Annotated in this window: 21 protein-coding genes; 13 read left to right on the top strand and 8 right to left on the bottom strand. The window is 71.8% G+C overall.

Annotated elements, in window-relative coordinates; genetic code table 11:
- The first annotated feature begins 3 nt into the window (after positions 1-3).
- Genes glgX through treY form a run of 4 tightly spaced genes read left to right on the top strand, consistent with a single transcriptional unit; the run spans position 4 to position 8,430 of the window.
- A complete protein-coding gene (glgX, locus tag CAL11_RS10110; protein ID WP_086092833.1) occupies positions 4-2,124 on the top strand; it encodes a glycogen debranching protein GlgX in 2,121 nt (706 codons plus the stop codon).
- Positions 2,121-3,875, top strand: coding sequence for a malto-oligosyltrehalose trehalohydrolase (gene treZ, locus CAL11_RS10105; RefSeq protein WP_086092832.1), 1,755 nt, complete (start codon positions 2,121-2,123; stop codon positions 3,873-3,875). The genes glgX and treZ overlap by 4 nt, the downstream gene beginning before the upstream one ends.
- Complete coding sequence (malQ, locus tag CAL11_RS10100) at positions 3,872-5,890, top strand: 4-alpha-glucanotransferase (RefSeq protein WP_086092831.1); 2,019 nt, start codon at positions 3,872-3,874, stop codon at positions 5,888-5,890. Before treZ ends, malQ begins: the two co-directional genes overlap by 4 nt.
- A complete protein-coding gene (treY, locus tag CAL11_RS10095) occupies positions 5,887-8,430 on the top strand; it encodes a malto-oligosyltrehalose synthase (protein ID WP_086092830.1) in 2,544 nt (847 codons plus the stop codon). The genes malQ and treY overlap by 4 nt, the downstream gene beginning before the upstream one ends.
- Here treY and CAL11_RS10090 read toward each other — a convergent pair.
- The 3 genes from CAL11_RS10090 to CAL11_RS10080 form a co-directional block, all read right to left on the bottom strand.
- The gene (locus CAL11_RS10090; RefSeq protein ID WP_086092829.1) at positions 8,421-11,393 is read right to left on the bottom strand and encodes a GAF domain-containing protein; all 2,973 of its coding nucleotides are present in this window, start codon (positions 11,391-11,393) and stop codon (positions 8,421-8,423) included. The two genes, treY and CAL11_RS10090, sit on opposite strands and share 10 nt — an antisense overlap.
- A gap of 107 nt (positions 11,394-11,500) precedes the next feature.
- Entirely contained in the window at positions 11,501-12,355 is an 855-nt protein-coding gene (gene pdxK / locus CAL11_RS10085; protein WP_086092828.1) for a pyridoxine/pyridoxal/pyridoxamine kinase, read from the bottom strand.
- Positions 12,352-13,167 (bottom strand): YggS family pyridoxal phosphate-dependent enzyme, encoded by an 816-nt coding sequence (locus CAL11_RS10080; RefSeq protein WP_086092827.1) that lies wholly within the window; start codon positions 13,165-13,167, stop codon positions 12,352-12,354. The genes pdxK and CAL11_RS10080 overlap by 4 nt, the downstream gene beginning before the upstream one ends.
- A 59-nt stretch (positions 13,168-13,226) precedes the next feature.
- On the opposite strand from CAL11_RS10080, the gene ptsJ reads away from it, so the two are divergent.
- The 5 genes from ptsJ (at position 13,227) to CAL11_RS10055 (ending at position 17,112) form a co-directional block, all read left to right on the top strand.
- Complete coding sequence (gene ptsJ, locus CAL11_RS10075; protein WP_086092826.1) at positions 13,227-14,558, top strand: transcriptional regulator PtsJ; 1,332 nt, start codon at positions 13,227-13,229, stop codon at positions 14,556-14,558.
- A gap of 167 nt (positions 14,559-14,725) precedes the next feature.
- Positions 14,726-15,100 (top strand): hypothetical protein, encoded by a 375-nt coding sequence (locus CAL11_RS10070; protein ID WP_244172933.1) that lies wholly within the window; start codon positions 14,726-14,728, stop codon positions 15,098-15,100.
- A gap of 49 nt (positions 15,101-15,149) precedes the next feature.
- Positions 15,150-15,695, top strand: a complete 546-nt coding sequence (locus CAL11_RS10065; protein WP_244172932.1) for a hypothetical protein — start codon at positions 15,150-15,152, stop codon at positions 15,693-15,695.
- Positions 15,696-15,766: 71 nt separating this feature from the next.
- Positions 15,767-16,192: a universal stress protein gene (locus tag CAL11_RS10060; RefSeq protein WP_033466176.1), complete on the top strand. Its 426-nt coding sequence runs from the start codon at positions 15,767-15,769 to the stop codon at positions 16,190-16,192.
- A 32-nt stretch (positions 16,193-16,224) separates the two neighbouring features.
- Entirely contained in the window at positions 16,225-17,112 is an 888-nt protein-coding gene (locus tag CAL11_RS10055; protein WP_086092824.1) for an aldo/keto reductase, read from the top strand.
- 31 nt (positions 17,113-17,143) lie between these two features.
- On the opposite strand, the gene CAL11_RS10050 is transcribed toward CAL11_RS10055, so the two are convergent.
- Together CAL11_RS10050 and CAL11_RS10045 are read right to left on the bottom strand one after the other, a co-directional pair.
- The gene (locus CAL11_RS10050) at positions 17,144-17,467 is read right to left on the bottom strand and encodes a protealysin inhibitor emfourin (protein ID WP_033466172.1); all 324 of its coding nucleotides are present in this window, start codon (positions 17,465-17,467) and stop codon (positions 17,144-17,146) included.
- On the bottom strand, positions 17,464-18,501 hold the full coding sequence (locus CAL11_RS10045; protein WP_086092823.1) for a M4 family metallopeptidase: 1,038 nt from the start codon (positions 18,499-18,501) through the stop codon (positions 17,464-17,466). Before CAL11_RS10045 ends, CAL11_RS10050 begins: the two co-directional genes overlap by 4 nt.
- A gap of 204 nt (positions 18,502-18,705) precedes the next feature.
- Between CAL11_RS10045 and CAL11_RS10040 the strand changes: the two genes are divergently transcribed.
- The 4 genes from CAL11_RS10040 to CAL11_RS10025 all read left to right on the top strand — a co-directional run bounded on the left by CAL11_RS10040 (position 18,706) and on the right by CAL11_RS10025 (position 23,636).
- A complete protein-coding gene (locus CAL11_RS10040) occupies positions 18,706-19,110 on the top strand; it encodes a DoxX family protein (RefSeq protein ID WP_086092822.1) in 405 nt (134 codons plus the stop codon).
- Between the two features lie 174 nt (positions 19,111-19,284).
- Positions 19,285-20,502 carry a YXWGXW repeat-containing protein gene (locus CAL11_RS10035; protein WP_086092821.1) on the top strand — a complete coding sequence of 406 codons (1,218 nt, stop codon included), beginning with the start codon at positions 19,285-19,287 and terminating at the stop codon, positions 20,500-20,502.
- Between the two features lie 93 nt (positions 20,503-20,595).
- Positions 20,596-21,135 carry a peroxiredoxin gene (locus tag CAL11_RS10030; RefSeq protein WP_033462541.1) on the top strand — a complete coding sequence of 180 codons (540 nt, stop codon included), beginning with the start codon at positions 20,596-20,598 and terminating at the stop codon, positions 21,133-21,135.
- Positions 21,136-21,347: 212 nt separating this feature from the next.
- On the top strand, positions 21,348-23,636 hold the full coding sequence (locus CAL11_RS10025; RefSeq protein WP_086092820.1) for a TonB-dependent hemoglobin/transferrin/lactoferrin family receptor: 2,289 nt from the start codon (positions 21,348-21,350) through the stop codon (positions 23,634-23,636).
- 9 nt (positions 23,637-23,645) lie between these two features.
- Here the strand turns inward: CAL11_RS10025 and arsC are convergent, their stop codons facing one another.
- The 3 genes from arsC to CAL11_RS10010 all read right to left on the bottom strand — a co-directional run bounded on the left by arsC (position 23,646) and on the right by CAL11_RS10010 (position 26,022).
- A complete protein-coding gene (gene arsC / locus CAL11_RS10020) occupies positions 23,646-23,990 on the bottom strand; it encodes an arsenate reductase (glutaredoxin) (protein ID WP_033462539.1) in 345 nt (114 codons plus the stop codon).
- Positions 23,991-24,047: 57 nt separating this feature from the next.
- Positions 24,048-25,496: a CoA transferase gene (locus CAL11_RS10015; protein ID WP_033462538.1), complete on the bottom strand. Its 1,449-nt coding sequence runs from the start codon at positions 25,494-25,496 to the stop codon at positions 24,048-24,050.
- A 187-nt stretch (positions 25,497-25,683) separates the two neighbouring features.
- Positions 25,684-26,022 (bottom strand): hypothetical protein, encoded by a 339-nt coding sequence (locus CAL11_RS10010; protein ID WP_086092819.1) that lies wholly within the window; start codon positions 26,020-26,022, stop codon positions 25,684-25,686.
- Positions 26,023-26,073: the final 51 nt, after the last annotated feature.

The raw sequence follows: 26,073 nt of genomic DNA, 5'->3' as shown, positions 1-26,073 counted from the left end.
GCCATGTATCCGTCGCTGCCCGACCGACTGCTGCCCGGCCAGCCCGCCCCGCTGGGCGCCACCAGCGACGGCCTGGGCGTGAATTTCGCCGTCTTCTCGGCCAACGCCGCGCGCATAGAACTTTGCCTGTTCGACGCGCGCGGCCGCAAGGAGCTGGCGCGCCTGCCCATGCCCGAATGCACCGACGAAGTGTGGCACGGCTACCTGCCCGACGCGCAGCCCGGCCTGGTCTACGGCTATCGCGCCCACGGGCCGTACAACCCGCGCGCCGGCCATCGCTTCAATCCGCACAAGCTGCTGCTCGACCCGTACGCCACTGCCCTGACCGGCGCGCTGCGCTGGTCGGACGCGCTGTTCGGCTACCGCATGCAGCACCCGCGCGCCGACCTGAGCATGGACCGGCGCGACAGCGCGGCCGGCGTGCCGAAAGCCGTGGTGACCGAGCCGGCGTTCCACTGGGGAGCTACGCGGCGCCCGGCCACCGCATGGGAGCGCACGGTCATCTACGAAGCGCATGTGCGCGGCGTGTCCATGCTGCGCAGCGACCTGCGCGAACCCATCCGCGGCACATGCGCCGCCCTGGCCGACCCGCGCTTCATCGACCATCTCCACCAGCTGGGCGTGACCGCGCTGGAACTGATGCCGGTGCATGCCTTCCTGCAGGACCGTACCCTGGTCGAACGCGGGCTGCGCAACTACTGGGGCTACAACACCCTGGCGTACTTCGCGCCCGAACCGGCCTATCTGGCCGACGGCCAGCCCAACGACCTGCGGCGCGCCATCCGCCGCCTGCACGCGGCCGGCATCGAAGTCATCCTGGACGTGGTCTACAACCACACCTGCGAGGGCAACGAGCTCGGCCCCACGCTGTCGTGGCGAGGCCTGGACAACGCCAGCTATTACCGGCTGGTGCCCGGCGACGAGCGCCGCTACATCGACGACACGGGCACGGGCAACACCCTCAACCTGTCGCATCCGCGCGTGCTGCAGATGGTGATGGACTCGCTGCGCCATTGGACCACCCACTACCGCGTCGATGGCTTTCGCTTCGACCTGGGCGTGACGCTGGGCCGCGAAGGCACCGGCTTCGATGCCGGCAGCGGCTTTTTCGACGCCTTGCTGCAGGATCCGGTGCTGGCGCGCGTCAAACTGATTTCCGAACCCTGGGACGTCGGTCCCGATGGCTACCAGCTGGGCCGCCACCCGCCCGGCATGGCCGAGTGGAACGACCAGTTCCGCGACACCGCGCGGCGCTTCTGGCGCGGCGACCCGGGCATGACCGGCGCGCTGGCGGCGCGCCTGACCGCCTCGCGCGACGTGTTCGACCACCGCCACCGCCGGCCCTGGAGCAGCATCAACTTCGCGGCCGCCCATGACGGGTTCACCCTGCAGGACGTGGTCAGCTTCGCCGAACGCCACAATGAAGCCAACGGCGAGGACGGCGCCGACGGCCACGGCGAGAACTACAGCAGCAACTGGGGGGTCGAGGGGGCCGCCAGCAGCGCGGCCGTGCGCGAAACCCGCGCCCGGGTGCAGCGTGCCCTGCTGGCGACCGTCATGCTGGCCGACGGCACGCCCATGCTGCTGGCCGGCGACGAGTTCGGCAACAGCCAGGGCGGCAACAACAACGCCTATTGCCAGGACGGCCCGGTGGGCTGGCTGGACTGGGCCGTCGCCCAGAGCACGCCCGGCCGCGCCCTGACGGCCTACGCCGTGCGGCTGGCGGCGCTGCGCCGCGCCCACCCCAGCCTGCGCGCGACGCGCTACGGCGACCCCGCGCACCAATGGCAGGAAGGCCTGGGGGCAATCGACTGGTTCAATGCGCGCGGCGCGCCCATGACGCCCGAAGACTGGGACGCGCCGGAGGGCCGCCTGCTGGCCCTGCGCCGCGCCGCGCCGGACCCGGCGCGCCCGGGCCGCGTCGACGTCACCCTGCTGCTGTGCAATGCCGCGGCCGAGCCGCGGCCATGCGCCCTGCCCCCGCCGACGCTGGCCTGGACGCTGGCGCTCGACAGCGCCGCGCCGCAAGCGCCGGCCGCGCCGTGCGGCGGACGCGAAGCCATCGTGGGCGCGCGCGCCGTGCTGCTGTTGACGGCGTCGGTCGACGGGGCGCACGCGCCATGAACGGGCCGGCGCCCATCGGCGCGACCGTCTGCGCGCCCGGCAAGGTCCGCTTTCGGCTCTGGGCCCCCAGCGCGCCGCCCACGCTCGCCCTGGAGATCGAAGGCCGCGCGCCCATCGCCCTGCGGCCCGGCCCCGACGGCTACGCGCAGGCCATCGTGGACGGCGCGCCCGGCCTGCGGTATCGCTATAGGCTCGATACGGATTGCGCCGTACCCGACCCTGCCTCGCGGCTGCAGGACGGCGACGTGCACGGCCACAGCGTCGTGGTCGGACCCGACCGCCATCCATGGCGCCATACCGGGTGGCGCGGCCGCCCCTGGCAGGACAGCGTCATCTACGAGGCGCATGCCGGCCTATGCGGCGGCTACGCCGGCCTGCGCCGCCGCCTGCCCGAACTGGCGCGCCTGGGCGTCACGCTGCTCGAACTCATGCCCATCGCGGATTTTCCCGGCCCGCGCAACTGGGGCTACGACGGCGTCCTGCCGTACGCGCCGGACACTGCCTACGGCACGCCCGATGAGCTGAAGGCGCTCATCGACGCGGCGCACGGCCTGGAGATGGGCGTCATGCTGGACGTGGTCTACAACCACTTCGGGCCCGACGGCAACTACCTCCATCGCTACGCCGCCGGCTTCTTCGACGCGCGCGCCGACACGCCATGGGGCGCGGCCATCGACTATCGGCAGCAGGCCGTACAGCACTACTTCATCGACAACGCGCTGTACTGGCTGCAGGAATATCGCTTCGACGGCCTGCGGCTCGATGCCGTGCACGCCATGGGCCGCACCGACTGGCTGGCCACGCTGGCGCGCCAGGCGCGCGCGGCCAGCCCGCACCGCCACATCCACCTGGTGGTGGAAAACGACGCCAACCAGGCCAGCCTGCTGGAACAGGGCTTCGACGCCCAGTGGAATGACGACGCGCATCACGTCCTGCACCATCTGCTGACCGGCGAGCGGCAAGGCTATTACGCCGACTATGTTCAGGCGCCCGCCTCGCTGCTGGCGCGCGCCCTCGGCGAAGGCTTCGTCTACCAGGGCCAGGCCGCGCCTGCCCGCGGCAATCGCGCGCGCGGCGAGCCCAGCGCGCACCTGCCGCCGTGGGCCTTCGTCCTGTTCCTGCACAATCACGACCAGATCGGCAACCGCGCCGACGGCCAGCGGCTGACCGCGCTGCTGGCCGCCGGCTCGCCGGCCTTGCGCGCCGCCGTCGCGCTGCAACTGCTGGCGCCGCACATTCCCTTGCTGTTCATGGGCGAAGAGTACGGCTCGACAGCGCCCTTCTTCTACTTCACCAGCCACGGTCCCGAGCTGGCCGCGGCGGTGCGCGCGGGCCGGGCGCGCGAATTCGCGGCGTCGATGCACGATTGCGATCCCCCGCCCGATCCAAACGATCCGGACACTTACCGCCGCTCGTGCCCCTGGCCGCCGCCCGGCGCCGAACGCCAGGCCTGGTTCGATTACTACCGCGACCTGCTGCGCCTGCGCGCGCGCCTGCTCGGCGGGCGCCTGGCTGGCGCGCGCGCCGACGGCGCCACGGCGCTGGGCCCGGCGGCAGTGCGCGCCGCCTGGCGGCTGGGCGATGGCGCACGGCTCACGCTGTACGCAAACCTGCTGCCCGACAGCGTCAGCGTGCCCGCGCCGCCGGCAGGCGAGCTGGCCTGCGCCACGCTGGCCGGCGCTGGCCAGGACCTCGCCGCCGGCGTACTGCGCGGCGACTGCACGCTTGCGCTGTGGGAGCCCGCGCCATGAACGACGACCGGATCCTCGCCCGGCTGTGCGCGCTGGCGGGCGTCTCGCCACGCTGGACCGATGTGTGGGGCCAGACGCGCGACGTCGCCCCGCCGGTCTTGCGCGCGGTTCTGGCCGCGCTCGATCTGCCCGCGGCCACGCCGGCCCAGGCCGCCGACACCCTGGCGCGATGGCGCGAGCGGCCTCCCGCCATGCTGACCGCGCGCGCCGGCGGGGCGTTGCGCGTGCCCGGCGACACGGCCACGCGCTACGCCATCGAACTGGACAACGGCCAGGTGGTGCGCGGCCTGGCCGAGCCCGACGCCGCCGGCGGCCTGGCGCTGCGCGCGCCCAGCCAACCTGGCTATCACTCGCTGCGGCTGGGCGACGCGTCCATCGCCTTGGCGGTCGCGCCGCCACGCGCGCCCACGCTGGCGCGCCTGCTGGCCAGCCCGCGGCCGCGCCGCTGGGGCGTGGCCGCGCAGATCTACAGCCTGCGCGGCACGGCCGACCCCGATGACGGTCATGGCGATTTCGGCGCGGTGGCCGAGCTGGCCGTCGCCGCCGCCCGCCACGGCGCCGACGCAGTGGCGCTCAGCCCCGCGCATGCGCTGTTTGCCGCCGCGCCGCGGCGCTGCAGCCCCTACTCGCCCTCCACGCGGCTGTTTCTCAATATCCTGTACGCGGACCCGCTCGACACCTTCAGCGCCGCCGAATGCGCCGCCGCGCGCCGTCCATCGCCCCGCGCGGACGGGCCCTTGATCGACTGGCCGCAAAGCGCGGACGCGCGGCTGGCCATGCTGCGGCGCCTGCACCGCGGCCTGGCCAGCGACGATCCGCGCGCCGCCGAGCTGGCGCGCTTTCGCGCCGAAGGCGGCCCGGCGCTGCGCGACCACGCCTTGTTCGAGGCCTTGCACGCGGCCAACGGCGCCACCGACTGGCGCGGCTGGCCGGCGGCGTGGCGCAACCCCGCCGCCGCGCTGGCCGCCGGCTGCGCGCGCGACCATGCGCGCGAGGTGGATTTCCACATCTTTGCCCAATGGCTGGCTCGGCGCAGCCTCGCCCATGCCCAGGCCGCCGCGCGCGAGGCGGGCATGGGCGTGGGGCTGATCGCCGACCTCGCCGTCGGGGTGGACCCGGCCGGCAGCCAGACCTGGGCCCAGCCCGACGCCATGCTCGGCGGATTGAACGTGGGCGCGGCGCCCGACCTGCACCACCCAGGCGGGCAGGACTGGCGCCTGACTGCCTGTTCGCCGGCCACGCTGGCCACCCAGGGCTATGCGGCCTACATCGACATGCTGCGCCGCGCGCTGGCCAGCACCGGCGGCGTGCGCATCGACCACGTGCTCGGCCTGGCGCGCCTTTGGGTCATCCCCGAAGGCGCGCCGCCCGACCAGGGCGCGTACCTCGCCTTTCCGGTCGACGACCTGCTGCGCCTGGCGGCGCTGGAGGCCTGGCGCCACCGCGCCGTGCTCATCGGCGAGAACCTTGGCACCGTGCCGCCGGATTTCAACGCGCGCCTGCGCGCGCATGGCGTGCTGGGCATGAACGTGCTGTGGCTGCAGCGCGAAACCGGCCCAGGCGGCGCGGGCCGCTTTCGCCCGCCGGGCCGCTGGCCCGCCAGCGCCGTCGCCATGACCAGCACCCACGACCTGCCTACCCTGCGCGGCTGGTGGCAGGGGCGCGACATAGACTGGTGCGCGTCCGCGCACGAGGCCGGCGCGCAGCGCCGGCTGCGCGACCAGGACCGGCGCGCGCTGTGGCGCCAGGCGGCCCCGCCCGGCCTGGCCACCACGGCGCCACCCGCCGAGCCGCCCCGCGCCGCGCTGCTGTCCCACGTAGCCCGCTGCCGTACGCCGCTGATGCTGGTGCCGCTCGAGGACCTGGCGGGGCTGGCCGAACAGCCCAACGTGCCAGGCTGCCCGAGCCATCCCAACTGGCGCCGGCGCATGCCCGCGACCGCCGCGGCGATGCTGGCGCAGCCGGCCGCGCGCCAGGCGCTGGCGGCGATCGCCGCGTACCGGGGCCGGCCATGATCCGCGCCACCGCCCGCCTGCAATTGCATGCCGGCTTCACGCTCGAGGACGCCGCCGCCCAGCTGGATTACTACGACGCGCTGGGCATCAGCCATCTGTACCTGTCGCCGGTCACCCGCGCGCGGCGCGGCTCCACCCATGGCTACGACGTGATCGACCACGCCGAGGTCAACCCCGAACTGGGCGGGCTGGCCGCGCTGCGGCGCCTGGCCGGCGCGGCGCGCGAGCGCGGCATGGGCCTGATCCTCGACATCGTCCCCAACCACATGGCCGCCCACCCGGACAATCGCTGGTGGCGCGACGTGCTGCGCGGCGGCCCTGCAAGCGCCTATGCCGACTGGTTCGACATCGACTGGCGGCCGCCCGGCCGGGCGTTGCGCGGCCGGGTGCTGCTGCCCGTGCTCACTCAAGGCGCGCGCGCCGCGCTGGCCAGCGGCGAGATCGGGCTGCGCGCCGGCCTCGACGGCACGCCCGTTCTGCACGCCAACGGGCTGGACCTGCCGCTGGCGCCATCGAGCCTGCCCATGGCCGCGCTGCTGCTGCACCATGGCGGAGCGCCCGCCCAGTGGCACGCCTTGCTGCGGGCGCAAGCCTATCGCCTGGCGTGGTGGCGCAGCGCGGCGCAGGCCATCAACTGGCGGCGGTTCTTCGAAATCGGCGACCTGGTGGGCGTACGGGTCGAACGGCCGGAGGTGTTCGACGCCGTGCATGCGCTGCCCCTCGCGCTGTACCGCGCGGGCCTGATCGACGGCCTGCGCATCGATCATGTCGATGGCCTGGCCGAACCCGGCGCCTATTGCCGCCGCCTGCGCGCCGAGCTGGAGCAGGCCGGCCCGGCGCGCGCCGCGCGCGGCCTGAGCGCCGACCCCTATGTGGTGGTGGAGAAGATCCTGGGCGACCAGGAGACCTTGCGCGCCGATTGGCCGGTCCAGGGCACCACGGGGTACGACTTCATGAACGAGGTCTCGGCCTGGCTGCACGATGCGCGCGGCGCCGCGCCGCTGGCCGCCTTCTGGCGCAGCCATGCCGGCCCCTGGCCGCACTGGCGCGAGCAGCTGCGGCAGGTGCGTCTGCGCCTGTTGCGGCGCCACTTCGGCGCCGAACGGCGCACGCTGGCGCGCAGCCTGGCCGAACTGCCCGAACTGCGCGCCGCGCCGGCCGCCATCGACCATGCGCTCACGCAATGGCTGGCCTGCTTCCCGGTCTATCGCACCTATGCCGAAGGCGGCGCCGGCGACGCCGCCGACCAGGCCTGGCGCCAGACGGCGCAAACCCGCGCCAACGCCCATCTCGACCCTGCCCGGCAAGCGCTGCTGGCCGAGCTCTGCCAGGCTCTCGACGGGCGCGTGACGGATGCGCCGCACCGCCTGGCCTTGCGGCGCCTGCAGCAGCTCACGCCGCCGCTGGCCGCCAAGGCGCTCGAAGACACCTGGTTCTACCGTGACGGCACCCTGCTGTCACGCAACGAGGTCGGCGCCGCGCCGGCCCAGTTCGCGCTCGGCGGCGGCGCGCTGCGCCGCAGTGTGGCGGCGCGCGCGCGCCGCCATCCGCAAGCCTTGCTGGCCACTGCCAGCCACGACCACAAGCGTGGCGAGGACGTGCGCGCGCGCCTGGCGGTGCTGAGCGAAATGCCGCAACAATGGTGCGACTGGGCCCGCCAGTGGCTGGCCGACGCCGGCGGCGGCGCCACGCCGCCCGCCTGGGCCGACCGCTACATGCTGCTGCAGACCTTGCTGGGCGCCTGGCCCGCCGACCTCGCGCCCGACGACCAGGCCGGCATGGCCGCGCTGTTGCAGCGCGTGGCCGCATGGCAGACCAAGGCCTTGCGCGAAGCCAGGCAACGCAGCAGCTGGACCTGTCCCGACCTGGCCTATGAAGCGCTGTGCACACGCTATCTGCGCGCCCTGGCCGACGACGGCGCGGCCTTGCCCGCCGTGGCCGCCCTGGCGCGCAGGCTGGCGCCGGCGGGCCTGGTCAACAGCCTGGCCCAGACCACGCTGCGGCTGAGCCTGCCGGGCGTACCCGATCTGTACCAGGGTTGTGAAATGTGGGACCTCAGCCTGGTGGACCCGGACAACCGCCGCGCGGTGGACTATGCCGCGCGGCGCGGCGCGCTGGCCAGCCTCGGCCATGGCGCGCTGGCGCTGCCCGGGCTGTGGCGCGACGGTCGGGCCAAGCAGGCATTGATCGCTCGCGCACTGCAATGGCGCCGCGAACAGCCCGCCTTGTTCGAACACGGCGGCTGCCGCTGGCTGCGCGTCAGCGGCACGCGCGCCGGACACGTGCTGGCCTGCCTGCGCACCCGCGGACCGCGCCAGGCCCTGGTCGTCGTGCCGCGCGCCAGCGCCCTGGCGCTGGCCGGGCAGACCGGGCCGCGCTGGGACGCCGCCGCGCACTGGGGCGACACCTGCGTGCACCTGCCGGCCGGCGCGCCGCCCTGGCGCGACATTCTTACGCACGCCGGCCACCAGGGCCGCGCCCTGCCGCTTGCCGAACTGCTCGCGCGCTGGCCGGTGGCGCTGTGCCGGGCTCAGCCCTGATTGGCCGCCAGCGAGCGGCACACGCGGGCGGCCAGCTCGTCCGGCGAGAAGGGTTTGCGTATCAGGCTGATGTCGCGCTCCTGCTGCGCCCAGCCGTTCTCGCGCTCGTCGGCATAGCCTGTCATGAGAATGATGCGCAGCCCCGGCCGCAGCCTGCGCGCGGCTTGCGCCAGCGCGTGGCCGTTCATGCCCGGCAGGCCCACATCGCTCAGCAGCAGGTCTATCCTGGCGTCGCTTTGCAGCAGGCGGTGGCCCGCGTCGCCGTCGGCCGCCGTGAGCACGGTCAGGTTCAGTTCCTCCAGCGCCGCGCGCACCATGTCGCGCACGTGCGCATCGTCCTCCACCAGCGCCACCACCGCGCCATGCGCGGGCGCGGCGGGCGGCTCGGACGACGCGGGCGCCGGCAACGCAACCGCCTCGCCCACATGGCGCGGCAGGAACAGGCGCACCGCGGTGCCTTCGGCCTGCACGCTGGCGATCGTCACCATGCCGCCAGCCTGCTGGGCGAAGCCATAAATCATCGACAGGCCCAGGCCGGTGCCCTGCCCCATGAGCTTGGTGGTGAAAAACGGCTCGAACACACGCGCCAGCACGTCCGGCGCCATGCCGCAACCCATGTCCGAGACGCAGACCTCGACGAACTCGCCCGCCTCGGCGCCGGGATTGGTCTGCACCGCCGCCGCGTCCAGTTCGCGGTGGGCCACTTCGATTTCCAGGTCGCCGCCGGCCGGCATGGCGTCGCAGGCGTTGATCACCAGATTCAGCACCGCGTTCTCGAACTGGTTCATGTCGCAGCGCACCCGCCACGACTGCGCCGGCAGCTTCAGCGTCAGGCGCACCTGCTCGCCCGTATAGCGGCGAAACAGCTCGTCCATGGAGCGCAGGATCTCGCCCGGATCGAACACCTGCGGATCGATGGCCTGCTGGCGCGAGAAAGTCAGCAGGCGCTGGGTCAGGCGCGCGGCGCGATCGGTCGATTCCTGGGCGGTCTGCACATACTTGCCCGCCTCTTCCGGCTTGCCCCGGCGCAGCTTGCGGTCTATCAGGTACAGCGCGCCGGAAATGCCTTGCAGCATGTTGTTGAAGTCGTGCGCTATCCCGCCTGTCAACCGGCCTACCGCCTCCAGCTTCTGCGACTGGCGCAGCGCATCCTCGGTCTGGCGCAGCACCTCGGCCTGCGCCTTCAGGTCGGTGTCATCGCGTCCCGCCAGGTACACATTGCCCTCGGCCCGCGACAGGCTCCAGGTGATCCAGTGATAAGTGCCATCCTTGTGCAGCAGGCGGCTCTCCAGGTGCCGCACCGGCTGCATGCCCTCGGCGGGCTGCGCCTCCAGCGTCGCCTGCATCGACGGCAGGTCCTCGGGGTGCACGGCCTCGTCCAGTCCCATCGCCACGAACTGTTCGGGCGACCAGCCCAGTATGGCGCGCACCGCGGGGTTCACCGACACCAGCCGCCCGCCATGGTCGGCCACCGCCAGCAGCTCGGGCGACAGGCGCCAGATGCGGTCGCGCTCGGCGATGGCGTGTTCGACGCGTTGCTCCAGCACCCGCGCGTACTGCGAACGTTCGATGGCTTCGCACATACGCTCGGCCGCTTCTTCGATAAAAGCGATATCCGTACCCTTGAGCGGGTGTGTCGGGTCGGGCCGCACCAGCAAGGTGCCGTCGGCGCGGCCCCAGCGGCGCAGCGGCACCACGATGGCCGAGGGCTGCTGGTTGCCCGCCGGGCCGGCCAGGTACGGCGACAGATAGGCCGTGCGGCCCTTGCGCACCGCCTCGTAGTAATCGGGGCTGAGCGGCGCGGACGCCAGCACCGACCGTCCGTCGTAGGGCGGCTGCGGCCCCCAGCTTGCCGCAATGCGGTCGCCGCGCTGCGGCACCGATTCCATCACCGCCACCGCGCCCAGCTCCAGGTGCCTGCCCAGCTCCTCGCACACCATCTGCTCGATCTGGTCCTGCTGGTGGATTTCGCGCATGCGATCGCCCAGGGTCAGCAGGAAATTCTTGCGATACTGCCGCTCCCACAGCTCGCTCTCGGCCAGCTTGCGCGCCGTGACATTGAGAAACAGCGCCGCCACCCGGTCGTGCCCCTCCTTGCCGGCGCGGCATTCATAACAGGCCTGTGGCGGCCCGGGCGCGTCCACTTCGAACTGCGCCGGTTCGCCGCTCTCGATCACGCCCACGAAGATCCGCATGATGCTGTCGGCCGCGGCCGGGCTCATGACGCGCAGCATGGGCCCCAGCGGCTGGCCGACGGCCAGCCCGCTCTGCGCCTCGAACGCCGGGTTGATCTCCAGCAGCGTGAAATCTTCCACGTTGCCCGCGCTGTCGCGCTGCGCTTCGGCCAGGAAAAAGCCCTCCTGCATGCGCTCGAACATGCCGCGCCAGCGCACGCTGCTGTTGCGCAGCGCCTGCTCGGTCAGGTGGCGTTCGATGGCCAGCGCCGCGGTGCGGGTCACCAGCGCGATCGCCTCGATGTCCTCGCGCGTGGGCAGGCGCGGCTCGCGATAGTAGTTGGAGAATACGCCCAGGGTGCGGCCGTCGGTCGCCTTGATCGGGGTGGACCAACAGGCGCGCAAGCCATGCTGGGCGGCCACCTCGCGCCATGGCAGCCAATTCGGATGCGCCGTCAGGTCTTCGACGTAGACCGGCGCCCCCAGGAAAGCCGCCGCGCCCCACGAGGCCACTCCCGGGCCGATCGCCGCCCCGTCGGTGGCCTGCACATAGGCGGGGGGCAGGCTGGGCGTGGCCACATGGCGCAGGCGCGTGCCCGATTCATCCACGAACGCGACCGAGGTCAGCAGTTCCGTGCTGGATTGCGCCTCGACCGCCTGCAGCACATGCAGCAGCACATCGGTCAAGGGCACGCCCGCGGCGATGCGCTGCAGCATCACCCGCTCGTCCTCCAGACGCGCCAGCGTATTCGTCCACGGGCTGGAAACCCGGTCTCCCTTGCGCAGCATCTCGGTCCTCGCATGGCGGCCATCGCCGGCTGGCGCCGGCCCGTGGCCCAATGAGCCACTGTATTGCAGGGCGCGCCGGCCATACCACTACGCGAGGTAACACGACGCTACCTGGATTGCCCCGCCAGCAGCAGCTCGCCACAGCCCGCCTCGCGCGTGCGTTCCAGCGCCTCGATGACCTGCAGGGCGGCGCGGCGTGCGGCCTCGGCCACCGGCCGGCCGGCCAGCAGGTGGCCGGTAAGCGCCGCGCCGAACATGTCGCCGGTTCCCTTGGGCGCCGTGTCGACATGGGCGTGCTCCAGCACCTGCGCGTCGTCATGCGTGACGACCGCCACGCGCACCCGGCCCGGCGGCCAGGTGGCCGGGGCCGCGCTGGTCACGATCACCCAGCGGGTCCGTCCGCCCAGCAAGGCGCGGGCCGCGGCGATGGTCTGCTCCATGGTGCCGGTGGGCAGCCCGGTGAGGCACTCCAGTTCGAAGCCGTTGGGCGTCAGCCCCTGCGCCAGCGGCAGCAGATGATCGCGGTACGCCTCGACCATGCCGGGCGCCACGTACACGCCGCTGTCGTGGTCGCCGATCACCGGGTCGATGTGCACGCGCAACTCGGGACGCTGCGCCACCAGGCCCGCGATCCAGCGGCCCAGCGCCTCGGCCTGCGCCGGCCCGCCCAGGTAGCCCAGCTGCACCACTCGTACCTGCGCCAGCGCGCCGCGCGCGCCCAGGTCGGCCAGATAACCCTCGAACCAGTCCAGCGGCACGGCGCCGCCATGCATGCTCGGGTAGTGCGGCGTATTGCTCAGCACCACCGTGGGCACCGCCACCACCCGCAGGCCGAAGCCGTTGAAGACCGGCACGGCGACGCTGTTGCCGACCTGGCCATACACCACTTGCGACTGGATCGACACCACGTCGATGGGCAGCGGCGCAAGCGCCTGCGGATTGGGGGCCGCCGGTTTCATCATTCGTCCTCCGGCCGGCGCGCCGCGCCGCTGTCGGGCCAGTAATATTCGTCGGGCAAGGCGCGCGCGCCATAGATAGCCTGGCCGACCCGCACCACGGTGGCCCCTTCCTCGATGGCGATCTCGTAATCGCCCGACATGCCCATGGACAGCTCGTCCAGGTTCACGCCGGCCGGCGCGTCCTGCCGCAGGCGGTCGCGCAAGTCGCGCAGCAGCACGAAGCACTGGCGCACGCGCGCGGCGTCGGCCGACAGCACCGCCAGCGTCATCAGGCCGCGCACGCGCAGCGCGCCATAAGTCGGCAACTGGCCGATGAAGGCCGCCGCCTCGTCCGGATGCAGGCCGTACTTGCTGGCCTCGCCGGAGGTGTTGACCTGCACGTACACGTCCAGCGAGCGCCCCTCGGCCTGCAGGCGCCGGTCCAGCGCCTCGGCCAGGCGCACGCTGTCGAGCGCCTGGAACTCGGCCGCGAAGCGCGCTACCAGCTTGGCCTTGTTGGTCTGCAAATGGCCGATCACCGACCAGCGCAGGTCGGCCAGGTCGGCCATGGCCTCCCATTTGCGGTAGGCCTCCTGGACCTTGTTCTCGCCCAGTTCGCGGCAGCCGGCGGCATACGACATGCGGATGCGCGCCTCGTCGACCGTCTTGCTGACCGGCAGCAGCCGCACGCCGGCCGGGTCGCGCCCGGCCCGCTGGCAGGCCGCCGCGATGCGGGCCCGCACCGCCGCCAGGTTGTGCTCGAAATCGGCCACGCTGTCGGCGCGGGGGTAACGCGCCGCCGCGTCGGGCGCATCCTGGGCAGTATCGGCGTGCATGGCTGTTTCGAATCCTATAGAATTTGTCCTATGACAAAGTATATAACGACCCAGGCCAGATGAGCATCAGCGGCGCCAGCGCGGCCGAAATCTTCGACAGCGTGCGCCAGCTGGCACAGGCCCGCCGCCTGCTGCCCGGCCAGGCGTTGCCCCCCGTGCGCGAGCTGGCGCAAACGCTGGGGGTCAATCGCAACACCGTGGCCGCCGCCTACAAACGGCTGGTCGGCGCCGGCCTGGCGCTCAGCCAGGGCCGGCGCGGCACCATCATCCGCGGCCCGTCCGAGCCGGGCGAGCAGGACGGCGCGCACCCCGGCTCGCCCCTGATCGACCTGGCCAGCGGCAACCCCGACCCCGCCCGGCTGCCCGATCCGCTGGCCGTCATGGCCGGACGCGCCAGCCCGCCGCGCCTGTACGGCGAAGCCACGGTCGATGCGCGCCTGCGGGCCTATGCAAGCCAGTGGTACGCCGGCGACTGCCCGGCCGGCTTCGAGATCGATCTCACCCACGGCGCCATCGACGCCATCGAGCGCCTGCTGGGCGCCAACCTTGCCGCGGGCGACACGGTGGCGGTCGAAGCCCCGGGCTTTCTCGGCAGCATCAATGCGCTGCGCGCGCTCGGCCTGCGCGCCGAAGGCGTGGCGCTGGACGCCGCCGGCATGCTGCCCGACGCCCTCGAGCGCGCGCTGGCCGACGGCGCGCAGGCCGTGCTACTGACGCCCCGCGCGCAGAACCCGACCGGCGCCAGCCTGACCCGCGCCCGCGCGCGGGCGCTGCGCCAGGTGCTGCAACGCTACCCGCACGTCATGGTCATCGCCGACGACCACTTCGCCCACCTTTCGGCCTCGCCCTACCACAGCCCCATTCCCCCCGCCGCGTTGCGCTGGGCCCTGGTGCGCTCGGTGTCCAAGGCGCTCGGGCCCGACCTGCGGCTGGCCTTCGTCGCCAGCGATCCCGACACCTCGCGGCGCCTGCGCCTGCGGCTGGCCAGCGGCACCACCTGGGTCAGCCACCTGCTGCAGGATGTCGTGGCGGCCTGCCTGGCGTCGGCGCCGGTGCAGGCGCGGATGGCCCAGGCGCGCACGGCCTACGCGCAACGGCGCGCCTGGCTGGCCGACGCGCTGCGCGCCGAAGGAATCGCCGCGCAGTGGCCGGCCGACGGCCTGAACCTGTGGGTGCCGCTGGCCCAGGACAGCCCTGCGCTGCTGCTGGAACTCGCCCATCGCGGCTGGCGCTTGCGCAACGGCAGGTCCTTCGGCGTACGCCAGGACGTCCATGGCCTGCGCATCACCATCGCCACCCTGGAGCACGCCACGGCCCGCCGCCTGGCGCGCGACCTGCGGCTCTGCCTGGATGCGCAGGACAGACTTGGGAAATTTCCTTCACTTAAGTAAATAAAGCCCTAGCCACACCAGCCAGGCAGATTCCCATAATAGGGCGGTCATTTTCCGAACGCCCCAAGATGTCACGCGCCTGCCTCGCCTCGCCCGCCTCCCGCCCTCGCCGGCTCCTGCCCCTGGCCTGGGCGGCCGCGGCCTTGTTGCTGCGCGTGGGCATCGGCATGAGCGGACTGTTCTGCGCCTGGCGCTACCTGGTCGATTTGCGCCCGGCGCACGCGCTGCTCGATGGCGCGGCCGCCGGCGCCACGCCGCTGGCGCTCTACGCCGCGTTCGAAGCGGGTTGCGCCCTGCTGCTGATGGCCGGCGCCTCCACCCGCATCGCCATCGCCGGCCTGGCCGCCGGCCATATCGCCGGCCTGGCGCTGGCCGTGCCGGCCCGCGCCGCCGCGCCCCTGCCCTCGACCCTGTGGCTGGTCGGCCTGGCCCTGCTGTGGCGTCACGGCGCGGGCGCGTGCTCGGTGGACGCCTGCCTGCGCCCGCCGGCCATCGCCCCCTTGCCGCCGATGGCCGATGGCGCGGCGCAACGGGCGATTTAGCCTGCTGTTCCAGCGATTCGCGCGCAGGCCCTCATATATAGTGCGCGCCATGTCGAAGTTCTACCGCATCGGCCTGGCCGGCGTGGTGGGCGCCGCGCTCCATGCCATCCTGGCCAACCAGCTTGCGCCGGCCGTGCAGCAGCGGCTGCCCACCGGCCGGGTGAGCCTGACCTTCTTTCTCTCCCTGCTCAGCGCCCTGGCCGCCGGCGCCGTGCTGGCGCGGCTGGCGCCGCGCGCGCGGATGACGGCCCTGGCCGTGGCCGCGCTGGCCTTCCTTCTGCTGGCCGGCGCCGCCACCTGGCTGCAGCAATGCACGCCCACGCAGCTTGCCGCCATCGATGCCGCCATCCCGCTGGGCTGCAATCTCGGCCTGTACAACGGCGCTCGCGCCCACTTGCCGCCCGACGGCCAGCCGGCCGAGCTCGCGCCCGGCGTCTGGCTCGACGCCGACGGGCTGTCCTATGCCTGTCTGCCCCCCGAAGCGCAAGGCACGCACCTGCGCGTCATGCTGGGCGATTACGCGTTGGCGCTGGTGGGCATGAGCCTGGGCGCCTTGCTCGGCGTCAGGCAACGCAGGCGCCGCGACAAGGATTGATTCCTGTCAATACGCTGAAAAAGGCGATAACCTATGCTGAACCATGGACAACTCTCAACACAGAGGCTGATATGCTGAAAATCCTGGTTCCCGTGGACGGTTCCGAATGCGCCGTACGCGCCGTGCGTGAAGCCATCAAGATCGCCAACGACAGCAAGGGCGCGCAGCTGCACCTGCTCAACGTGCAACTGCCGCTGATCTCCGGCCACGCCAAGATGTTCCTGCGCCACAACGAGCTGCAAAGCTACTACCAGGCCGAAGGCGAAGCCGCCCTGGCCACCGTGCTGCCCGTCGTCGCCGAGTCCGGCATTCCGTTCGAATCCGAGATGCGTACCGGCCAGTACGGCGAGACCATCGCCAACTACGCCAAGGAGAAACAGTGCGACCGTATCGTCATGGGCACCCGGGGCCTGGGCGCGGTCAGCGGCCTGCTGCTGGGATCGGTGGCGCGCAAGGTGATCCACCTGGCCGACGTGCCGATCACGCTCGTGAAGTAAATCCCGCGCCGCACCCCGCCGCCAGCCTGCCCATGAGCCGGGCGCGCTTCCTGCGCCTGGCCGGCGCGGCCGCCCTCGGCCTGGCCGCCCCGCGCGTGCCGGCCGCGCCCGGCCTGCTGACGCGGCCGATCCCGGCCGACGGCGCGCCGCTGCCCGTCATCGGCTGCGGAACCTACATCGGTTTCGACGTCGCCCGGCCCTCGGCCGAGTACGACGCCCTCGGCGAGGTGGTGCGGACGCTGTTCGCCGCGGGCGGCGCGGTATTGGACAGCTCCCCGATGTACGGGCGCGCCGAGGCCGTGACCGGCCGGTTGCTGGCCGAGACCGGCCTGCGCCAGCGCGCCTTTGTCGCCACCAAGGTCTGGACCAGCGGCCGCGCGGCCGGCCTGGCGCAAATGCAGGCGTCCCTGCGCCATCTCGGCGGCGAGCGCATCGACCTGATGCAGATCCACAACCTGCTCGACTGGCGCACCCACCTCCCGGTGCTGCGCGAATGGCAGGCCGCCGGCCGCATCCGCTACGTCGGCATCAGCCATTACACGGCAAGCGCGTATGACGAAGTCGAGGCCGTGCTGCGCGCCGAACGGCTGGACTTCCTGCAGATCAACTATGCGCTGGACGACCGCCAGGCCGCGCGACGCCTGTTGCCGCTGGCCGCCGACCGCGGCGTGGCGGTGCTGGTCAACCGGCCGTTTGGCGGCGGCGGCCTGCTGCGGCGCCTGGCCGGCCAGCCCCTGCCCGCCTGGGCGGCCGAAATCGGCGCGACCAGCTGGGCGCAGGTGCTGCTGAAGTTCGTGCTCAGCCATCCCGCCGTCACCTGCGCCATACCCGGCACCGGGCGGGCCGCCCATATGCGCGACAACCTGGCCGCCGGCATGGCCGCCCCGCCGCCGCTGGCATTCTGGAACGACAAACCCTAGCGCCGCGGCCGGCGACGCCGGCGCAGCGCGTTCAGCGCGCCGGCGCGCCGCGCCACAGCCATACCAGGTCGTGCGGCGCCAGGTCCTCGGGCACGTCGAAACGCAAGGCTTCGGCGTGCGCTCCGGCGCCAAAGCGCACCTCGACGCGAAAATAGCGCTGGTCCCCCTGCCCGCACGCATCGCGCGCCTGTCCGGCCGCATTGCGCAAGGCGGCATCGATCTGCGCGCGCAGGGTTTCCGAGCACGTCCCCAGGTCGAAGCGGCGGGTACGCGCCAGGGCCGGCACGAATGCCACGCCGCCCTGGCGCGACACCAGCACTTCGGCGGCCTGCTCCAGCGATGGCAGCGCAATCATGTCAATACCCCCACATCGGTCCACGCCTGCCGCACCGCCGCCTGGGCCGCGCCATGGCGGCCGGCCTGCTCCACCGACAGGCGCGCGAACAGCGCGAAATCGGCCTGCGGCGTCAACGCCGGCAGGCGCAGCGTGTCGTACCAGATCCGGCCGGCCACCTCCCAGGCATGGCCGCCCAGCGCGATGGCGGCCAGGTGGAAGGCGCGGTTGGGTATGCCGGAATTGATATGCACGCCGCCATTGTCCTCGCCGGTGTGCACGAAGTCCCGCATGTGTCCCGGCTGCGGGTCGCGCCCCAGCAGGGGATCGTCGTAGGCGCTGCCGGGCTGCGCCATCGAACGCAGCGCGCGCGCCCGGACCTTGGCGGTGAACAGCCCCGCGCCGATCAGCCAGTCCGCCTGGTCGGCGCGCTGGCCCGCCGCATGCTGCTTGACCAGCGAACCGAACACATCGCACAGGGATTCGTTCAACGCGCCCGACTGGCCTTCGTAGCGCAGGCCGCCTTCGTGGTCGATCACGCCATGCGTCAGCTCGTGGGCGACGATGTCCACCGCGATGGTGAAACGGTTGAACACGTCGCCGTCGCCGTCGCCGAACACCATCTGCGCGCCGTTCCAGAACGCGTTGTCGTAGTCCTCGCCGTAGTGCACGCTGGCCACCAGCGGCCGCCCCGCCCCGTCGAGCGAATGGCGGCCGTAGGCCTGCCAGAACAGCGCATAGGTCGCGCCCAGGTGATCGTAGGCTTCGTTGACCGCCACGTCGGCTTGGGCGGGCTGCCCTTCGGATCGCACCAGCGCGCCCGGCAATTGCAGGCCGCCGCCGGCGTCGTGCACCTGCCGGTCGGCCTGCCCCGGCGCGCGCGCCGACGCGGGCGCCGGCGGCGCAGCGAGGCGCACGGCCCGCTGGCTGGAATCGATGCGCAAGGTGTTGACGGCGCACGCGCTCAGGCGCGCGTCGGCGGCCTGCGCCAGCCGATCCAGCAGATAGGGAGGCACCACGCGCGGGCGCGCGCCTTTCGACATTGGCCGCTTCATCGCATTCCTCCTGCCAGGCTACGGGGCGCCCGTTACCCGCCACGGGCGCATGTCCCATTCCAGCAACTTTATCCTACCTATTCTCTCTTGTATTCTGAGCGGAATTTGCAATAATTAGCGCGCTTGTAAGGAAGTTCTCCTAACGCTTTTCTTTGCCCCTTACGCTCCCGTACGCCGATCAACTTCTGGAACATAGAGATCCCCATGATTAAATCTGACGACGCCGGCAAGCTGATTCTTCGCCTTGCGCTGGGCATTCTGGTCATCATGCACGGTCTGGCCAAACTGAGCAGCGGCGTGGGCGGCATCGCCGGCATGCTGTCTTCGCACGGCCTGCCCGGCTTCCTCGCCTACTTCGCCTACGTCGGCGAAATCGTCGGCCCCCTGCTGGTCATCCTGGGCATCTATTGCCGCCTGGGGGCCCTGCTGGTGGTCATCAACATGGTGGTGGCCATTCTGCTGGCGCACATGGGCCAACTGTTTGCCATCAGCAACACCGGCGGCTGGGCCCTGGAGCTCCAAGGCATGTTCCTGTTCGGCGCGCTGGCCCTGGCCTTCATGGGCGCGGGCCGCTTCAGCCTGGCTGGATCGGGCGGCCGCTGGAACTGAGCGCCGCGCCGCGATCGCAGGGCCGCCCCGGGGCGGCCCTGTTTTTTTGGACGCTTGGTAATCAACTGTCACGCTTGTTGTGTTTCCAACCCGTTACGCTGGCGAACCCCCAGGCCGAAACAATGGCCTAATCCTGACATCGGGATTTATGGACGCCGCTCGCGGTGGATTGCCATGCCTACTGCCAAAGCCCCTCTCGCCGCCCTGGCCCTGGCCCTGGGCGTGAGCACGCCGCCTGCCCTGGCGCAGGTCGGCTACGACCCTGAACCGGCCTACGACGAGCCGGCCGGCGCCGACCCCGCCGCCGCCAACCTGGCGCCCGTCGAAGTGGCCCGCGAAGCGCCGCCGCCCCTGCCGGTCTACCAGCAGCCGCCCGTGCCGGGCGACGGCTACATCTGGGTGCCGGGCTATTGGGCCCTCAATGCCCTGGGCTTCTACTGGGTGCCCGGCGCCTGGATGCTGGCGCCTTATCCGGGCGCGTTGTGGACGCCAGGCTACTGGGCCTACGATGCCGGCTACTACCGGTGGCGGCGCGGCTATTGGGGCCCGCACATCGGCTTTTACGGCGGCATCAACTATGGCTACGGCTACATCGGCTTCGGCTACGTGGGCGGCTACTGGAACCGCGACCGCTTCTATTACAACCGCGCCGTCACCAACGTGAACATCACGCGCGTCACCCACGTCTACGAACGCAGGGTGGTCGTCCAGCACATCGACAAAAGCCGCGTCAGCTACAACGGCGGGCCGCGCGGCATCCAGCGGCGCGCCGACCCGCGCGAGATGGCCGCCGCGCGCGAACGCCACACGCCGCCCACCGACATGCAGCGCGACCACGCCCGCCAGGCCGGCCGCGACCGCGCCCAGTTCGACGGCGGCGCGCGCCGCGGCCCGGCCCGCACCGCGCTGGAACACCCGCTGTCCGAGCGCGGCCGCGACAAGGCCGCGCCTTCGCCCGGTGCGCGGGGGCCGACCGACCATGGCCGCCCCGGCCAGGACCGCGCCTACGGACAAGGCGGCGGCCCGCGCGCCGGCGACATGCCCGCGCCGCGCGGGGACGCACGCGCCAACCCGGACGGCGGCCCGCGCCACACCGGCGCGCGCCCGGAAAGCAGCCGCCGCAGCGAAACCATGCCGCGCCAGGAAAGCGCCCCGCGCCAGCACAACGCGCCGCGCCCCGAGCGCGCACGGGCGGCTGAACCGCGGCGCGACGCCGGCGGCGCGCCCGACCGGGCATCGCGCCCCGCGCCGGCGCCGCGCGCCGAATCGCGCCCCCAGGCCGAGCGCGCCGCCTCGCAGCCACGCTCGCCCGGCCGCCAGGAAGGCGCGGGCAAGGCCGAGCGCGGCCCGGGCGAACGCGGCAACGGCGGCGGACGCGGGCGCGATGGCTAGGCTTCTTGCCGCCGTGCTGGACCGATCCGCCACGCCGCCGCTACAGTAAGGGCGTCGGTCCGCCTCGCCGGGCCCTTTCCGTCCGGAGTCATCATGTCACGCCCCGCACTGCTGTTGGCCGCCCTCCTGTCGATCGCGGCGCCCGCCGCGCATGCCGCCCTGCCGGTGGGCGCGGCCGCGCCCGGATTCAGCGCGCAGGCTTCGCAAGGCGGCAATACCTTCACCTTCGAGCTGGCGCAGGCGCTGCGGCAGGGGCCGGTAGTGCTGTATTTCTACCCGGCGGCCTTCACCCAGGGCTGCACCATCGAGGCCCGCAATTTCGCCGAGGCGATCGACCAGTATCGGGCGCTGGGCGCCACCGTCATCGGCGTCTCCGGCGACGATATCGAAACCCTGCGCAAATTCTCGGTCAGCGAGTGCCGCGGCAAGTTTCCGGTGGCCGCCGATGCCGACGGCGCCATCATGAAGGCCTACGACGCCGTGCACGACAAGCGGCCCGAATACGCCCAGCGCATTTCGTACGTGATATCGCCGCAGGGCCGCATCGTCTACGAATTCACGGACATGAGCCCGGATCGCCACGTCGCCAACACCCTGCAGGCCTTGCGCGACTGGCAGGCCAGCAGGAAATAAGCTCCGGAATCGTCCGGCTTATCGCATCAATTCAACCTACAGCACCGTCAATGCGGCAACCGTAAACTGAGCGCGTTGTCGTTGCAGCTGCGGCATGCCCGCCGCAGCCACCATGGTGCATTTCCCCCCTCTCGTTCTGAGCAAATCCTGTTCAGGCGGCAGCATCTCGTCAGATGCCTGCCGCTGCTCTCCGCTGACAGGACATCGCCCAGATGAAGTACGTTTCCCTAGCAGGCCTGGCAGCCGCGCTGCTGGCCCTGCCCGCCCCGGCCACGGCGCAAGCCCGGCCCGCTACCTACGAACTCGACAGCATCCTGGTAGAGGGCGAGGCGCCTGCCCAGGCCAGCACCTTCACCGAAACTGCCGACGACTTCGCCCGCAACAATGTGCATGACGCGCGCGACCTGCTGCGCGAACACACCGGCGTATCCGTGGTTGAAGCGGGCCGCGCCGGCGGCAACGGCTTCGCCATCCGCGGCGTCGAAGGCAACCGCGTGGCCATCACCGTCGACGGCGTGGCCCAGGCCGACAACATCCTGCCCGCCGTCTACGCCGGCTACGGCTACTTCAACGGCAACCGCAACGATGTCGAACTCGAGCACATGCGCGAAGTCACGGTGCACAAGGGCGCCCATTCGTTCGAAGCCGGCAGCGGCGCCATCGGCGGCGCCGTGCAGTACCGCACCAAGGAGCTCGACGACTTCGTGGCCACCGACCGCGACGTCGGCGCCTTCCTGAAAAGCGGCTATGCGTCGCGCAACCGCGAATGGCTGGCCGTGGCGGGCGCCGGCGTGCGCCTCGGAAAAGGAGGCTTCCTGCTGCAGCACACGCGGCGGCGCGGCCACGAGATGCGCGCCTACGGCGACGGCGCGGATGTAACGGGGCCGGCACGCGGCCTGGCCGACCCCGCCCGGCGCCGGGCGCAGGGCTGGCTGGCCAAGCTGCGCCTGTGCAACGACGGCCCGCATTGCGCCTCCCTGGGTTACGAAGGGCGCGATCTCCACACCCACACCGACGAGTATTCGTACTCGCCGGTATTCGGCCAGCAGCGGCGCGCACGCGACAGTTCGCCCTACCGGCGCTTCTCGGCCGGCTATGCCTGGACGCCCGCCGACCATCGCTGGCTGCGCTCGCTGGGCCTGGACTACCATCGGCAGGACATCGATCTGCACGCCGTCACCGAAAACCTCTCGTTGCGCGATCCCGGCTTCGTCGACCAGCGCTATGACCGCAGCCTGGCGCACCGCACCGACCGCTACGTGCTGAACTGGGAGGCCAGGCCGTTCGACGCCGGCGCCGTCCACCGCCTGCATGGCGACGCGAGCTGGACACGCACCGACTGGAACAACCACAACGTCGACGAACTGTTCTTCCGCGATTCGCCCGGCGGCGTATCGCGCTACCGTATCAGCAACCCGGTACGCACCCGCGCCTTCAGCATCGGCGTGGCCGACGACATGCAATGGGGGGCCGACTGGCAGGTGCGCGCCGGGCTGCGCCACGACCGCTATCGCCACCAGATCGAGCGCGCGGCCGACAACCAGAACCCGGCCAGCTACGACATGGGCGGCGCCCGCTATGGCGCCACCACCTGGTTCGCCACGGTCTCGCACGCGCTGTCCGGGCAACTGCAGCTGTCCTATGCGGCCGCCAGCGGCTTTCGCGCGCCCAATGCGCGCGAGCTGTATTTCGAGTTCCGCCGCGGCGACAACTATCTCGACCCCAACCCGGGCCTCAGGCCCGAAACGGCGCTCAACCAGGAAGTCACCCTGAGCTGGGAATCGCCTCGCGCGCAGGCCGCCGTGGCGCTGTTCCAGTCAGACTACCGGCACTTCATCGAAGAGCGCCACACCGAGGTGGAGGCGCCCAACCCTTACTACGAGCAGACCCCGGAAGACATCCGCAAGCTGTATCCGGACCTGGTCAAGCCCACCACGGTGCAAAGCCATTTCCGCCACGAAAACGTCGACCGCGCGCGGGTACGCGGGCTGGACTTCCAGGCGCGCGTCAATCTGCACGGCTGGCTGGGCGTGCCGCGCGGCTGGTCGGCAGACCTGCGCCTGACCCATGCGCGCGGCCGCACCAGCCTGGGCGACGGCATGCGCGCGCTGCAACCGTTCAAGGCCGTGCTGGGCCTGGCGTACCAGCATCCCGGCAACCAGTGGGGCGTGCGCGCCACCGCTACCTATCTGGGCGCCAAGCGGGCTCGCGACACCCTGCGCACCACATACGGCTGGCGCGGCGCGGTGCGCCGTCCGGCCCGCCATCTCAACGCCGCCGCCTGGGTGGCGAATCTACATGGCCACGTGCGCCTGACCCGGCGTTTCACGCTCAACCTGACCGTCAACAATGTCTTCAACCGGCGCTACGGCACCTGGGACAGCCTGCGCAGCATTCCCGAAAGCGGCACCACCAATATGGTCGACCGGCAAGGACGCGGCCTGGCGCGCTTTACCGCGCCAGGCCGCAATTACGCCCTCAATCTGGTGGGCAGGTTCTGAAGCCGCCGCTTACGGCAGGATTTCGCGTACCGTCTCGGCCGGGCGGCACAGGCGTGCGCCGCGCTCGGTCACGACGAACGGCCGGTTGATCAGGATGGGATTGTCGACCATGGCGTCGAGCAGGCCCTCGTCGTCCACGCCGTCCAGGCCCAGCTCCTGGTAGATCGACTCCTTGGCGCGCACCGCCTCGCGCACGCTCAGCCCGGACTGCTGGATCAGGCCGGCCAGCGTCTGGCGCGACGGCGGCGTCTTCAGATACTCGATGATGGTGGGCTCGATGCCCGCGTCGCGCAGCATTTGCAGCACGTTGCGCGACGTGCTGCAACGCGGGTTGTGGTAGATGGTGGCAGACATGCAGACTCCTCGGTGGAACATCAGGCCACCCTATAGTCTACCCGCGGCCGCCGGCTTTCAGCGAAACGGCCACACGGTCGGGTGCGAGCCCGGCGGCATGGCCGGCCGCGTCCAGCGCGCCGGCGTCAACGAGAACTGCGCCGCGTGGCGCACCGCCGTCAGCTCGCCGAACCCGGACTCCTCGGTGTACAGCAGCTCCTCGATCGGCGGCATCGGACAGGCGAGCCCGCCGGGCACGCGTCCCAGCTCGCGCAGCCAGCGCGCCGTGCTGGCCAGCGACACGCGCACGTGCCAGCTGCCGCCCTCGATGCGCTGGCGCGCCAGCGCGGCCAATGCCCCGAAGGCCATCAGGTAGCCGCTGGCATGATCGAGGATCTGCACCGGCATGGCCTTGGGGGCCTGCTGGCCTGCCGCCTCGGCCTCGGCATGGTTGAAGCCCGTGGCCGTCTGCACCAGCGAGTCGAAGCCGCGCCGGCCGGCCCACGGGCCGCTATCGCCGTAGGCCGACAGCGACACATACACGATGCCCGGGCGGATGCGCGCCGCGTCCTCCGGGCCGAAACCCAGCGCCTGCAGGCCGCCGGGCCGGTAGCCCTGGACGAACACATGCGCGCCGCGCAACAGATTGCCCAGCGCAATCCGGCCGTCGGCGGTCTCGAGATCGGCGTGCACCGACAGCTTGCCGCGGCTGGTGTCGATGATGTTGTCGATATTGGGCAGGTGCGGCGAATTGATCAGCATCACGTCGGCGCCGTAGGCGGCCAGCGCGCGCCCGCACACCGGGCCGGCAATGATGCGCGTGAGGTCGAGCACGCGGATGTCCTGCAGCGGCGTGGCCTCGTGCCCGTACCTGGGCAGCGGCCGCGGATCGGCGTTATCGATGCGTTCGATGCGCACCACCGGCTGCGAGGCGGTCGCCAGGCCTTGCGGGTGGCGGTCCCATTGGTCGAAGCTGCGCATGGCGGCGACCACCATGCCGGCATCGGCGGCGACTTGCTCGAAATCGCCCGCGCGCCAGCGCGCCAGGGCCCGCTCGACCATTTCGCGGGTCGCCGTCTCGCCGGGCGGACAGCCCAGCAGCGCCAGCGCGCCGTCGCGATGGTGCGGGAAATTGGCGTGGATGCGCACCCAGCCGCCGTCGCCGCATGGGTAGACGCCGGTGATCTTGTCCCAGATATTGGGCGTCACGCCGTTGATCTTGAAGTAGCTGCGGCACTCCTGCGCCGCGTGGCGCATGTCCACCGCCACGCGCTGGCGCTGGCCGCCGCGCAGGTGCCAGATCTCGGCCGCGGCCAGCGCGGCGGCCGCGATGCTGGCCTGGGCGGCCGTGCCGACGGCGAACGACGAGGGCAGCACCGGCTCGGCGCCACGCAGCTCGAGGTGGTCGAGCGCCTCGTCGGGCAGGCCCGCGGCGCCCCACAGGTTCTGCAGGGCTACCCGGGCCCCCTTGGCGGTATGTGCTTGCCCTCGCGCCACGGGCGGGTGGAGATCCATCAGGTTTCCCATTGCAGTCTTCAGTGCTCACGAGCCGATGAGGCGATTACATGTCCAGCCCTGTGTTGCGTCAAGATGTAGGCGACTCGACGGTGTTTCACGAATTGACCGCCCGGGGGGGCGCCACTGGCCGCGTCCCTGGCCTCGACGTCACATCTGTTTGTAAATTTTACATAGGGTGTGACGCGGGCGCCGCGCCTTAGCCGCCCTGCTGCGCGGCGTCTTCGCGCGCCAGCCGCCGCAGGAAGACCTGCAATTCCTTGACCACCTGCTGGTCGCCGCGCGACTGCGCGGCCGCCAGTCCGCTTTCCCACGCCTGGCGCGCGCCGGCGCGGTCGCCCAGCCCCTGCAAGGCCTTGCCCAGCCACTTCCAGGCGACCGAATAAGTGGAATCGAAATCGAGCGCCGCGCGCAGGTGCGGCAGCGCCGCGTCGAATTGCTCGTGTTCGGCGTACGTCTTGCCCAGCGTGAAACGCAACAACATGTTGTCGGTGCCCTGCGCCAGCATGGCTTCCAGGCGCTCGGTCATGGCTTGCATAAGGTCTTCTCCTGCAAAGGCGCCCCAGGGCGCCGCGTCCGTCCATGATAG

The sequence above is a fragment of the Bordetella genomosp. 6 genome (assembly GCF_002119705.1).
GTDB classification, from domain to species: domain Bacteria; phylum Pseudomonadota; class Gammaproteobacteria; order Burkholderiales; family Burkholderiaceae_B; genus Bordetella; species Bordetella bronchiseptica_F.
The sequence above is the reverse complement of the archived record's forward strand: the minus strand, read 5'-3'. Positions and strand labels throughout refer to the sequence as shown.